At 65.3% G+C, this 12,662-nt stretch carries 12 protein-coding genes; 7 read left to right on the forward strand and 5 right to left on the reverse strand.

The genetic code is table 11. From position 1 onward, the window contains the following. Positions 1 to 101 precede the first annotated feature (101 nt). Positions 102 to 2,396 carry a nitric-oxide reductase large subunit gene (locus ACTF4R_RS18455; protein WP_440009539.1) on the forward strand — a complete coding sequence of 765 codons (2,295 nt, stop codon included), beginning with the start codon at positions 102 to 104 and terminating at the stop codon, positions 2,394 to 2,396. A 186-nt stretch (positions 2,397 to 2,582) separates the two neighbouring features. Next, positions 2,583 to 3,647 carry a copper-containing nitrite reductase gene (gene nirK / locus ACTF4R_RS18460; protein ID WP_440009541.1) on the forward strand — a complete coding sequence of 355 codons (1,065 nt, stop codon included), beginning with the start codon at positions 2,583 to 2,585 and terminating at the stop codon, positions 3,645 to 3,647. A 108-nt stretch (positions 3,648 to 3,755) separates the two neighbouring features. On the opposite strand, the gene ACTF4R_RS18465 is transcribed toward nirK, so the two are convergent. The 3 genes from ACTF4R_RS18465 to ACTF4R_RS18475 all read right to left on the reverse strand — a co-directional run bounded on the left by ACTF4R_RS18465 (position 3,756) and on the right by ACTF4R_RS18475 (position 6,586). Beyond that, positions 3,756 to 4,205 (reverse strand): AAA family ATPase, encoded by a 450-nt coding sequence (locus ACTF4R_RS18465; RefSeq protein WP_440009544.1) that lies wholly within the window; start codon positions 4,203 to 4,205, stop codon positions 3,756 to 3,758. 124 nt (positions 4,206 to 4,329) lie between these two features. Next, positions 4,330 to 5,229 carry a CPBP family intramembrane glutamic endopeptidase gene (locus tag ACTF4R_RS18470; RefSeq protein ID WP_440009547.1) on the reverse strand — a complete coding sequence of 300 codons (900 nt, stop codon included), beginning with the start codon at positions 5,227 to 5,229 and terminating at the stop codon, positions 4,330 to 4,332. Positions 5,230 to 5,368: 139 nt separating this feature from the next. Next, the gene (locus ACTF4R_RS18475; RefSeq protein ID WP_440009549.1) at positions 5,369 to 6,586 is read right to left on the reverse strand and encodes an FAD-dependent oxidoreductase; all 1,218 of its coding nucleotides are present in this window, start codon (positions 6,584 to 6,586) and stop codon (positions 5,369 to 5,371) included. Between the two features lie 86 nt (positions 6,587 to 6,672). Between ACTF4R_RS18475 and ACTF4R_RS18480 the strand changes: the two genes are divergently transcribed. Together ACTF4R_RS18480 and ACTF4R_RS18485 are read left to right on the forward strand one after the other, a co-directional pair. Further along, on the forward strand, positions 6,673 to 7,329 hold the full coding sequence (locus tag ACTF4R_RS18480; protein ID WP_440009552.1) for a helix-turn-helix domain-containing protein: 657 nt from the start codon (positions 6,673 to 6,675) through the stop codon (positions 7,327 to 7,329). Positions 7,330 to 7,494: 165 nt separating this feature from the next. Next, positions 7,495 to 7,743: a HalOD1 output domain-containing protein gene (locus ACTF4R_RS18485; RefSeq protein ID WP_440009554.1), complete on the forward strand. Its 249-nt coding sequence runs from the start codon at positions 7,495 to 7,497 to the stop codon at positions 7,741 to 7,743. Between the two features lie 99 nt (positions 7,744 to 7,842). On the opposite strand, the gene ACTF4R_RS18490 is transcribed toward ACTF4R_RS18485, so the two are convergent. Beyond that, on the reverse strand, positions 7,843 to 8,073 hold the full coding sequence (locus ACTF4R_RS18490) for a hypothetical protein (protein WP_440009557.1): 231 nt from the start codon (positions 8,071 to 8,073) through the stop codon (positions 7,843 to 7,845). Positions 8,074 to 8,459: 386 nt separating this feature from the next. Between ACTF4R_RS18490 and ACTF4R_RS18495 the strand changes: the two genes are divergently transcribed. Beyond that, on the forward strand, positions 8,460 to 10,748 hold the full coding sequence (locus ACTF4R_RS18495) for a heavy metal translocating P-type ATPase (RefSeq protein WP_440009559.1): 2,289 nt from the start codon (positions 8,460 to 8,462) through the stop codon (positions 10,746 to 10,748). On the opposite strand, the gene ACTF4R_RS18500 is transcribed toward ACTF4R_RS18495, so the two are convergent. Then, the gene (locus ACTF4R_RS18500; RefSeq protein WP_440009561.1) at positions 10,730 to 10,936 is read right to left on the reverse strand and encodes a heavy-metal-associated domain-containing protein; all 207 of its coding nucleotides are present in this window, start codon (positions 10,934 to 10,936) and stop codon (positions 10,730 to 10,732) included. The two genes, ACTF4R_RS18495 and ACTF4R_RS18500, sit on opposite strands and share 19 nt — an antisense overlap. A gap of 203 nt (positions 10,937 to 11,139) precedes the next feature. Here ACTF4R_RS18500 and ACTF4R_RS18505 point away from each other — a divergent pair, with 203 nt between their 5' ends. Next, the gene (locus ACTF4R_RS18505; RefSeq protein WP_440009564.1) at positions 11,140 to 11,262 is read left to right on the forward strand and encodes a hypothetical protein; all 123 of its coding nucleotides are present in this window, start codon (positions 11,140 to 11,142) and stop codon (positions 11,260 to 11,262) included. A gap of 266 nt (positions 11,263 to 11,528) precedes the next feature. Further along, entirely contained in the window at positions 11,529 to 12,662 is a 1,134-nt protein-coding gene (locus ACTF4R_RS18510) for an ABC transporter ATP-binding protein (protein WP_440009567.1), read from the forward strand.

The following is a 12,662-nucleotide window of genomic DNA, read 5'->3' on the forward strand; positions in this document are numbered from 1 at the left end:
AACACGGGACCCAAGACTGGGACGAACACGTTCGGACCCCTTCCCAATTTTCAGGAATTGCGTTCCGGTTAAAAGCCCCACGTCGACGAACTCCGACGTGTATGAGAGTGAGACGTAGCACACTCGGCAAGATACTGGCGACGGTCTTCGTCCTGAATCTGCTCGTGATGGGCGTCGGCGCGTGGTACTCCTACGAGCAGGCTCCGCCCATCCCGAAAGAGGTCGTCGGTCCGGACGGCGAGACGGTGGTCACCGCCGAGCAAGTGCGGGCGGGCAAGACGACCTTCCAGTCGGACGGACTGATGAACCACGGGTCGATTCTGGGCAACGGGGCGTACTACGGCGAGGACTTCACCGCCGACACGCTCGACCTGAAGGTGAAGTACGTCCGACAGTACTACGCCCGGGAGCAGTACGGTGAGTCCTACGGGGCGCTCTCCGCGGGCGAACGGGCGTCCGTGGACGCGCAGGTGAAATCCGACCTCGGCGACGGCGACCCCGGCGCGAAGATTCGATACTCCGCAGCCGAGGCGTACGCCCACGAACAGGTCCGACAGGTGTACGTCGAGCGATACCACGACGGCGCACCCGAGCGGGGCGTTCCCGACGGGATGATATCGAGCGAGGAGGAGGCGAGGCGGTTCGCGGACTTCGCGCTCTGGACCGCGTGGATCTCCCACACCGAGCGTCCCGGTACGAGCCACAGTTACACCAACGACTGGCCGTACCAGCCAGCGGCCGGTAACGAAGCGACCGGCGCGGCCATGACCTGGAGCGCCGTCGCCATGGTGCTCCTCGTCGGCGGGGCGGGCGTCGGCGTCTGGCTCTACAAGTCCATCGAACTCCCCGAACCCGAGACCGAAGGCGTCTCGATTCCCCGACCGAACGACGTGGACCTGTTCCCCGGACAGGCCGCCGCGCTCCGGTTCATCCTGGTCGGAGTCGGACTGTTCCTCGGGCAGGTCCTCCTCGGCGGTCTGCTCGCACACTACTACGTTGAGCGCGCGGGCTTTTTCGGTCTCGGCGAACTGCTCGGCGTCGACTTCCTCCGGCTGCTCCCGTTCGCCATCGCCAAGACGTGGCACATCGACCTCGGCATCCTCTGGATCGCCACGCTGTGGCTCGGTGCCGGGCTGTTCCTCCCGCCACTGCTGACCAAACGCGAGCCGAAGAACCAGGGCCGGTACGTCAACTGGCTCCTCGCCGCGCTGGTCGTGGTCTCGGTCGGCGGCCTGGCGGGCGTCTGGCTCGGCGCGAACGGCTACTTCGACGGCCAGCTCTGGTGGATACTCGGCAACGAGGGGCTGGAGTACCTCGAAATCGGCCGACTCTGGCAGGTCGGCATCCTCGTCGGCTTCCTCGCGTGGGCCGGACTGACCGCGCGCGGACTCAAGCCCCTGCTCGACCGCGAACCCAAGTGGGGCCTCGCGCACATGATTCTGTACGCGGGCGGTTCCATTGCTCTGCTGTTCACCGCGGGCTTCCTCTACACGCCCCAGACCAACATCGTCGTCACGGAGTTCTGGCGCTGGTGGGTCGTCCACATGTGGGTAGAGGGCGCTTTCGAGTTCTTCATCGTCGCGCTGGTCGGCGTGACGCTGGTCAGCATGAACCTGCTCGAAAAGCGGTCGGCGGAGAAGGCCGTGATGGTTCAGGCCCTGCTGGTGATGGGTACGGGCGTCATCGGCGTCTCCCACCACTACTGGTGGGTCGGCCAGCCGGACTTCTGGGTCCCCATCGGGAGCGCCTTCTCGACGCTGGAACTCATCCCCCTCGTCTTCATCCTCTACGAGGCCATCGGCCAGTACCGGGCGATGTCGACGAGCGGCGAGCGGTTTCCCTACACGCTCCCGTTCATGTTCATCGTCGCCAGCGGCGTGTGGAACTTCGTCGGCGCGGGGGTGCTCGGCTTCTTCATCAACCTCCCGCTGATCAACTACTTCGAGCACGGCACCTACCTCACAGTCGCTCACGCCCACGCCGCGATGTTCGGCGCGTTCGGCTTCCTCGCGCTCGGAATGGTGACCTACATGCTGCGCATCGCGGTGCCCGAAGCGAAGTGGGACGAGACCAACCTCCGGCGGGCGTTCTGGGCCTGGAACCTGGGACTGGCGCTGATGGTCGGCATCAGTCTGCTTCCGGTGGGCTTCCTCCAGCTCGAGGTCGCATTCACCCAGACCTACGACGCCGCCCGGAGCCTCGCGTTCTACCAGGACGACCTCGTCCAGTTGCTGTTCTGGGCGCGGATGCCCGGGGACACGTTGGTCATTCTCGGGACGGTCATCTTCGGCTACGACGTGGCGAAGAAGGTGTCGAACCGTGGCGAGACGACGCCGACCGACGACCCCGCCGACGCTCCCGTGGTGGCCGGGTCGTCGCTAGAGAGCGACGACTGAACTCCCCTCGGCTCGTTTTTCGGTCGCTTTTCCGCTATTCGCTCGACCGTACTTCGCCGGATTGCCCGCCGATTCCCAGAATCCGAGAACGACGCGAATACGTTCGCCAGCCTTCCAGCCGTCTGAGAACCGGATGTTTGTTTCAAGATATGTCGGACACTACTTGCAACTGTGAGGTGAGCCCCAATGCCACAAGCCACTCGACGAACGGTCCTGCAGGGAATCGGCCTCGGCGGTGCGGCCTCGCTCGCCGGCTGTTCGAGTAGCTCCACGCCGCAAACGACACAGACACAGACGCACGAACCCACGAACAAACAGAAGACGGCAAATCGCGTCGCTGCAGACCCGGCGGACATCCCGTCCCCGATAACCCGAACCGAGCCGAAGGAAGTCGACGTGACCCTCCGTCCGGAGGAGGTCACGGCTGAAATCGAGGACGGGGTTCGGTTCACGTACATGACCTACAACGGTCAGGTTCCCGGCCCGCTCATCCGGGTCCGGAAGGGTGACACGGTCAACCTCACCTTCGACAACCCCGCCGAGAACGACCTGCCCCACAACGTGGACTTCCACGCGGCCGCGGGACCGGGCGGCGGTGCCGAAGCCACGATGACCGCACCGGGCGAGACCGCCCGCCTGACGTTCAAGGCGACCTACCCCGGAGCGTACATCTACCACTGCGCCGTGCCGAACCTCGACATGCACATCTCGGCGGGAATGTTCGGCCTCATCCTCGTCGAACCCGAGGACGGCCTGCCGGAGGTAGACCACGAGTTCTACTTCGGCCAACACGAGATATACACCACCGAGCGCGCGGGCAAGAAGGGGAAACACGAGTTCGACATGGGAGCGATGCGCCGCGAGGAACCGACGTACGTCGTCATAAACGGCGAGAAGTACGCCTGCACGCCGGACAAGTACGGCCCCGCCAAGGTCGAGACGGGCGACACCGCGCGGGTGTACTTCGTCACGGGCGGGCCGAACCTCACCAGTAGCTTCCACCCCATCGGCAACGTCTGGGAGAAGCTCTGGCCCGAGGGATCGCTGACGACGCGACCCCAGACCCACATCCAGACCAAACAGGTCGCGCCCGGCAGCACCACCGTCGCCACGATGGACTTCCCGGTTCCGGGCGATTTCAAGCTGGTCGACCACTCGTTGACCCGGGTCGCTCGCAAGGGCTGTATGGCCATCGTCCAGGCCGACGGCCCCGAAAATCCGGAGGTGTTCGACCCCAACCCGGGCAAGTAATCCAGCTCTCGTCCGTCGCTCCGACCGCACGAGACCGGGTGCTCTCACGCGCTTTCGCGACCGTTTCGAACCTCTCCTCTCTTCGTAATCGTCCGCGAACGGGCCGGTTCAGTTCTCGTCGTCCAGCCAGGACAGGACGGCCGCTTCGAGTCCGTCGAGGGCGGCGTCGAGGGACCGTTCGTCCGTGTCGATGGTAAGCGCCTCCCGCGGCGGCGCGAACTCCGCGTGGACGACGTGGAGTCCCTTCTCGGAGATGGCGTCCTCGCGCGCGCGGTTGCGAGCCAGACACGTCTCGACGTCGGCCGTCACGCGGACGAAGTGGACGTCCTCCAATCGTCGGAACCGCTCCTGCCACTCCCGTCTGTAGAAGGTTCCGTCGACGAGCCAGTCCGCGTCGCTGTCCGCGACCCGTTCGTACATCTGCCCGTACGTTCGCCGGGAGAACTCGTCCGAAGAGAGACGTTCGAACTCGTACCCGCGCGCTCGGAGCCGCTCGTGCAACTCCGTCGCGAGTGTGGTCTTCCCGGTGGCCGGTGGCCCACAGAGGACGACGAACACGGTCGTCGTTGGTGGTCCGGACGAATAACGACGCGGTCTCGAAACGGACTCTCTGCACCGGTCGACGGATTCCGGCCCTCCGGGTTCGAAGCCGCAGTCGCGGCTGGAGTCGGCTACCGTGTTCTCACCGGTCCGATTCGACGCCGGCACTCCTCGGGTCGGGAATCCCCCGGCGGGACAGCGATTCGGCGTCGTTCCAGCTAACTACGGCGACCGCAGCGAGCCAGATGGCGATAATCAACGCCCCGTCGACCACAAGCGGCCACTGTTCCGCGACGCCTTCTCGAACCGGGAGGAGTCCCCCCGACGTGTTCACGCTGGCGTGGAACAGCATGGCGAGCAGGACGCTTCCGCCGGTGCTGTTGTAACACCACGTCAGGAGTATCGAAACCCCGACCACTAACAGTGCGTACAGCAGGAAGCTCCCTGTCTCGTTTCGGGGGAATCCCATGACGTACAGCGGCAGGTGCCAGACGGCCCACACGCCACCGACGATCAGACTCGCGGTGAGGGAACTGTACGTCTCCTGCAGCCGCGGCAAGGCGAATCCCCGCCAGCCCGGCTCCTCCTGTCCACCACCGACGAGAAGTACGAAGAGGAGCCCGACGGGATACTGGGGAAGCCGTCGGGTGAGTACGGACGCGTCGAGCGAAGCGCCCGCGAGTGCTACGCCGGCCGTGACGCCCCCGACCATGAGCACGATGGGGAGTCCCAGCGCGACGAGATACCATCGCGGCGAAACCCGCCAGTCGACGATCTGTGCCGCCCACGCCCGGAGGTCACCCCCGCTCGCCCAGGTGACGAGGGCCGCGGCTATCATCGGCCCGAACGCGCCCGGGACGAAATGAACCTGTGTCAACTCGTCGCTGGGCAACGCGACGTAGGTGAGGGCCCAGCACCCCCACGATACGAGCAGGGTCACCAGGAAGAACGCGGTCGTCTGGTGGCGCCGGGCGAGTCCACGAAGCCCGTTCTCGCCTGGCGCGGTGGAATCACCTCGTTCCGAGGTCGTACTATCTTCCATCACACATGTCTGTATAATTGACTGTTTTTATAACGCTTCCCACTGACCGTGCCTCGTCCGAACCCGCAGTGTTGCCCTCTTCCGAGGTCGTGAGCAAGCCGCAGTTCGGACGACACGCGCTCTCGTCTCATTTTGACCGTTAGTCCGGAGCAGCCCGGGTGCTGGCATCGTGTTCCTCGATGGCAGCCTCGGGGAGCCAGGTGTCGGATACGCGCCGCCGCCGTACCCGTCGAAAGAGCGCGTCCGGAAGCAGTTCGAACGCGAGATTGCGCGCCCGACAGCCGATGCTCGATTGCATCGTCCCGAGCCTCCCCAGTCTCTCCGACTCGGACCGAATCCGGTCGGCTCTGGGCTTTCGTTCGGATTCGTACGTCGCGAAGGCTGCTGACCGATCTGCGTGCGCATCTATCGAGTGGGCCAGCGCGAGCGCGTCCTCGATCGCCTGAGCCGCACCCTGTCCGGCGAACGGTAACATCCCGTGGGCAGCGTCACCGGCGAGGACGACCGACCCGCGATACCATCGTTCGAGTGGCGGAACGTCCTCCAGCTCGGTGACGATGACGTCGTTCTCGTCGAGCGATTCGACGACGGATGGAATCGGGTCGGGGAACGTAGCGAAGTGGTCGCGGAGCGCCGAGGTCGTCTCTCGTGGGTCGGTCGTATCCGCCGCCAGTCGCTCGGGTGCCGTCGCGAACCAGTAGAACCGGTCGGAGTCGAGCGGTGCACCACCGGTGTAGGTTCCCTCGCCCCATATCTCGAATCCCAGAGCGCGGTACTGCTCGGGCAGTTCGAGCGTGGCGATGGCCCGATAGACGATACCGTCCATCGCTTGCAGTTCGACGTCCGGAGCGACCGCGTCGCGAACGGCGGAGTCGATGCCGTCCGCCCCGACGAGAACGTCGGGGTGAACGCGCGTCCCGTCGGCGAACCGGACTGTCGGCGTGTCCGCGTCGGTCACCGCCGTACACGCCATTCCCGTTTCGACCTCGGTGTTCAGTTCGTCGAGGAGTATCCGCAGCAGGTTGGCACGGTGTATCGCGACGAAGCCGTAGCCGAAGTCGTTCCGTTCGACCCCCTCCAGGTCGAATCGTTTCAAAACCCGTCCGCTCGGGGACCGAATCTGACTGTCCTCGAGGGGAACTCCCTCGGTACGGATGCGGTCGACGACACCGAGATGGTCGAAGACGAGCAACGCATTCGTCTGCAGGAGGATTCCGGCACCGACGGGTCGATATTCCGAGGCGGCCTCGTAGACGGTCGGCTCCAGACCCCGCTGTTCGAGCGCGAGTGCCGTGGTCAGCCCGCAGATGCCGCCACCGACGATCGCGACGTCGGGCGTCTCTCCCGTGTGTCCCATGTCTCTCCGTTCGTCGTCGACTGCGAAACGCCGACTGCAAGTCATGCACGATTCTTTAAGTCCAGTCGGCGCTTGCCTCCGCGCGTATGCGATATCTCACGGTCCTCGCTCACCCGGCCGAGACCGGCACGTTCCATCCGCTCGGAAAGGAACTCGCCGAGGAACCATCGCTCGAGCGGGAAGCGATTCACCACGTCGAACTCCTCGCCGACGATACGGTGCTGTTGCTCGCCGAGGGGAGCGGTGCCCAGGACCGATATCGGGAGATCATGCGAGACTCGCCCTACGTCGTCGACTATCTCGTCTCCGGTGAGGAACGCTGGATGGCAGTGAGCCAGTTCGAGCCGACGCCCTCGACGCGACGAATCCTGGAACTCGGACGCGAATCGGACGTCGTCATCGAGATGCCGATTCGCATCAACACCGACGGGTCGCTTCGAATAACCCATCTGGGGAGTGACCCGGACCTCCAGACGTTGTTCCGTGACGTCGTCGAGGAGACTGCCCTTACGTTCGAGGTCGTCGAGACGGGTACCTACGAACCGGACGAAGGTTCGTTCACGAGACTGCTGACGACTCGCCAACGAGAAGTGCTCGAGGCAGCAGTCGAAGTCGGATACTACAGCGCGCCCCGGCAGTCGACGCACGAAGACGTGGCGGACGCCGTCGGAATCGCACCTACGACTGCGGGCGAACATCTCCGAAAAATCGAGGAGCGAGTGTTCGGTGCTCTGGTTCGCTGACCGCTTCGTTCCGCCATAAGCACCGATTACTCAACCAGATGGAGGCCGAACGTACTCGCACGGAGGACATCGATGACCGCTACAACGACTACCTGGTTTGGCACCGAGACGGACCGTCCCGGCCCGAGCGTGTCTACTCAGTACACTCTGATGGGGTCCTATTCGATGGATTCGTCCCGGTCGCCGAAACACGGCGTCGTCGACGCCGTTCTGGACGCCACCGAGCCGCCCGACGGCCAGACGACACTCACCCTGTACGAGCATCTCGATCCGGACGCGCTCGACGCGCTCATCGACGCGAGTTCGGACAAACGGAGCCACGTCGAAGTCCGATTCACGATCGACGAGAAGCTCGTCGTCGTCCGGAGCACCAACACCATACTCGTCTACGAAACGCTGCAAGTACCCGAGTGAACCGCATCGGCGCTACTTGCCGAGGCACTCGCCTCGTCCGCCCGTAGACCCGAAGAGAGACGAGAACTCCCGGTGGGCGGAACAGCTGCGGTACCGGACTCACGTCCGTGCAGCCCCAACCTGCTCGCTCGCCAGCAGGTGTCGGTGGCTCCCGTACCGCCCGGTGTGGAGTTCCGGTTTCCGACTCGCGACGGGACTCTTCGGGACGATAGAGACGGACGGCGGAAGTCGGGGCGCTCCGTCGGAAAGCGGCGGGGGGATGACAGCGTCGTCGGCGGGTGGGTAGCCGTGAGCGTCGGTCGCTGCGACCGACGGGCGCAGGGGGCTCACGATGCGGTGGGCGCAGGCGACGGGTGGCTTCTGTCATCACCGCATCTGCATCCGACTTCCACGCCGGCGCGAGTCACGGACACCGTCGGACTGTCGGATGCGTCTCGGGAGTCGGACGGGGTGGTATTAGACACCGGGAATCGTTTTGCCCGATGAACGCTTTGAACTGTCTCCGACTCCGTTGAAACGTGTGAACGGTTTCCACCGAACGACGCTCCCCGACCTCGTCGCCTCCCCCAGCGGCCCGCCGTCCCGATGCCATTCGATCGTCGGCGAGCGATACGTAGGACCCCGAGACGCTGGCGCGCAGACGGCACCGCTGGCAGCGACGCGCGACGATTCACGTCGTAATGGTTATGGGTACCACACGGCGACGTGAAGGTACGGTGGGGACGACACAGAAACAGTTCAACGTCGGTGGTATGGCCTGTTCGTTCTGCGCCGAGAGCATCGAGAAGGCGTACGACAGGACGGAAGGCGTCGAAGACGTCGACGTGAGCCTCGCCCACGAGGAGGTCCTCGTCCGGTACGACGAGGCGACGCTGAGCGAGGTCGAACTGAAGGACACGCTCCGCGACCTGGGGTACACGATTCGTGACCCGAACAAGCGGAAGCGATTCGAGGAACGACGGGCGGAACTCGCCGACGGGAAGCGCCGACTCCTGCTCGCCGGCGGCGCCTCCATCGCCACCGCCGCGCTGATGCTGTGGATGATACTCGTGACGGGACGCTTCGAATCCGAGTCGCTGGCGATGGACCTCGTCACGCTCGCGTTCGCGCTCGGAACGGTGTTTGGGCCGGGGGGTTACGTTATCGAGAAGGCGTACAACAGCCTCCGCAGGGGCATCCTCAACCAGCACGTGCTGCTCGAGGCGGGGGCGTTCGCAGGGCTGTTCGGCGGGTTCCTCGGTCTGTCCGTCTTCCCCGACTTCCCGACCGTCCACTTCTTCGCCGTCTCGGTCTTCATCACCACCTATCACGTCCTCTCGGAGTACACCAGCTTGCTCGTCCGTACGCGGGCCTCCCAGGCGGTGCAGAACCTGCTCGACCTCCGACCGGACACCGCTCGCCGCGTCACTGTCGAGGGTGACGTCGAAGAAGTCGCCGTCGCCGACCTCGCTGTCGGCGACCGCGTCCGGGTCAAGCCCGGCGAACGCGTTCCCGTCGACGGTGACGTAGTGGATGGGGAGTCGACCGTCGACCAGTCGGTGGCGACCGGCGAGTCCGCTCCCGAAGACAAACGGCCGGGCGACGAGGTGATCGGCGGGAGCGTGAACGAGACCGGGACGCTCCTCGTCGAGGTGACCGCGACCGGAGAGGACGCGTTTCTGAACCGGGTCGCTCGCGAAATCGAGGAGGCCCGTGCGACGAAGCCCGCGGTCGTCCGGCTCGCGGATCGCGTCCTCGAGTACTTCGTCCCCGGCGTGCTCACCGTCGCGGGACTCTCGTTCCTCCTCTGGGTGGTCGCCCCGCCGACGTGGGGCGGTAGTCCGAACGTCCAGCGAGGTGCCTTCGCCGCACTCGCCGTCCTCGTCCTCGGCTACCCCTGTGCGCTCGGCATGGCGACTCCACTGGCTCTCGTCCGCGGCGGCGGGAAGGCCGCAAATCGGGGCATCCTGATGCGGAGTGGCGACGCCTTCCAGATATTCCCGGACGTCGACCACGTCGTCCTCGACAAGACGGGGACCGTCACCGTCGGCGAACCCGGGGTCTCCGAGGTCGTGGCGTTCGACGGGAACGAGGCGGACGTGCTGGCCGCGGCAGCGAGTGCGGAGGTATTCAGCGAGCATCCGCTCGCCGCCGCCATCCTCGCGTGTGCCGACGAGCGTGGCGTCGAGTACGGCGACCCCGAAGCGTTCGACTCTACGACCGGAAACGGCGTTGCTGCCACCGTCGACGGCTCTGACGTGCTGGTGGGCAAGCCCGGTTGGCTCGAAACCGAAGGGGTCGACCTCTCGCCCGCGAGCGACGAGATCGAGCGACTTCAGCACCGCGGGCTCACCGTCTCCGGCGTGGTGGAGGGCGGTGCGCTCGTCGGCCTGGTCGGCATCGGCGACGAGATAAAGAGCGACGCCGCCGAAACCGTCCGGCGGATGGAGGACGCCGACGTCACGCCCGTGGTGATCACGGGCGACAACGAGCGAACCGCGAACGCGGTCGCGGACGCGGTCGGCATCGACCGGGTGATGGCCGACGTCCTCCCCGGCGAGAAGCGCGAGGAGATAGGCCGCCTGCAGGACCTGGGCCACCGCGTGGCGATGGTCGGCGACGGAATCAACGATGCGCCGGCGCTCACGCAGGCGGACGTCGGCATCGCCATCGGCGCGGGCACCGACATCGCCATCGAGTCCGCCGATGTCGTGCTGATGGGCGAGCGACTCAGCGGCGTGATGGACGCCTACGAGATTGGTGCGGAGAGCCGTCGGAAGACGCGACAGAATCTCGCCGCCGCGTTCTCGTTCAACGGCATCGGCGTCGCCGCCGCGACGACCGGCCTCGTCCATCCGGTGTTCGCGATGATCGCGATGGTACTGTCGGTGTCCGCGGTGCTGGCCAACAGTTTCGTGGGACGACTGCTCGGCGGCGAAGGCGTGAACGCGGACTTCGCGGTCGAAGGTGATGAAACGGGACCCGCGACGGAAGAGACGCCGGACGACTACGCCGGAACGTCGTAGCCCGCGCTCTCGATCGTTTCGCGGATGTCGCGGTCCTCCACGTCGTCGTCGACGACTATCTCGACGGTGTCGTCCTCGTGGTCGGCCTCGACGCGCGTTACGCTGTCGAGCCTCCCGAGGGCGCTCTCGATCGTCTGTTCGCAGTTGCTGCACGACATTCCCGTGACCGGGACCAGCTTTCGGTTCATGCGCGTACCTGGGGAGCATCGCCGAAAGCTATTGCTCCTCGTGTTTTATGCACGACAGTCGGGCACGACCACGCAGTGATGGACGACGGCGGCCGGTTCAAAGGCGACCCGTCCTCGCTGGGGGTTGCCTCGCGCGACCTCTTGCCGGACTCCGTGGTGTTGTGGACCCGTCTCGCGCCGAACCCTCTCCAGAGGGTAGTGGGATGCCCCGGAAGAAAGTTCCCGTTCGGGGGAAGATCGCATCGACGGAGGACGTGGCGTCGGTCGAGAAGGCCGGCGTCGTCTTCGCGAAACTGGAACACGCACATCCGTCCACGTGGACGTGAGGGGTCTCGAACCCGACACCGAGTACTACCGGTTCACGGCCGCTGGCCACCGCAATTCGGTAGGTCGGACGGACGCGAGTTTCGTCGTCGACGACGGGAACTCGGGCGTCTAGGGACTCGCCCTCCCACTTGAACGCGTCTCGGTCGGGGTGACCCTCGGGAATTTTCGAGCAGGCGACGACACCGGGAACGTTCCTCGCCGCTCACCGAGTTGGGCAATCCTTTTCTCTATCACGAACGATAGCTAGGTAGTCAGGTGGGGAGGGATGGCCACACACGGCATCGCCGTCAGTAATCTCTCGAAGACGTTCGGTCGCGAGTCGGTGCTCACCGACGTCGGCCTCACGGTCGACCCGGGCGAGTTCTGCGTCGTCGTCGGTCCGAGCGGCTGCGGGAAGAGCACCCTGCTGAAGTGTATCGCTGGCCTGCACGACATCGACGCCGGCCACGTCGAACTCGACGGACGCGACGTGACGACGATGCCGATTCGAGAGACGAACGTGGGATTCGTCTTCCAGGAGTTCGAGAACACGCTCTTTCCGCACAAGACCGTTGCCGAGAACGTCGCGTTCGGCCTCGAACAGCAGGGCGATCTCACCTCGGAGGCCATCGACGACCGCGTCGATTCGATGCTGGAGTTGCTCGCAATCGCCGAGACGAGAGACGACACTCCGAACGAGTTGAGCGGCGGCCAGCAACAACGGGTGGAACTCGCCCGCCAGCTGGTACGCGACTGCGAGACGATGCTGCTGGACGACCCGCTCGCGGATCTGGACTACAAACTCCAGAAGCGGATGGAACTCGAACTCCGTCGACTGCACGCGGACTCCGGGAGTACGTACGTCTACGTCACGCACAACCAGGAGCAGGCGCTCGAACTCGCCGATACGCTCGTCGTGATGAACGACGGCCAGATCGAGCAAGTAGGCGCGCCGACCGAGGTGTACGACCGGCCGGCCACCGCGTTCGTCGGTCGGTTCGTCGGTGATTCGAATCTCTTCCGGAGCCAGCTACGGAATCGGAACGGCGAGGCGGTCACCGTCGAGACGGACGTGGGCGAGATGACGGCGACGACGATGGGACGCTCGAAGTCGCTCCCCGACGAGTCGGTGACCATCGTTCGCCCGGAGAACGCGGCTCTCGGCGAACCTTCGAAGGCCAACGCGTTCGAGGGAACGCTCGAAGGACGGACGTACACCGGCGAACGAACGGAGTTCACGGTGGCCGTACCGGCGAGAGACGGGACTCGACGATCCCTGACGGTCGTCGAGCCAGGGGAGGCGTCGGCTGGCGATCTCCACGAGTCCGTTACCGTCGGCTGGGACGCGACGGACGCCGTCTACTTCGACACCATCAGCGTGACCGAAACGACGACGATCGACGACCTGGAGGTGCTCTGA

It is taken from the genome of Halomicrococcus pelagicus (assembly GCF_051917725.1).
GTDB lineage: Archaea > Halobacteriota > Halobacteria > Halobacteriales > Haladaptataceae > Halomicrococcus.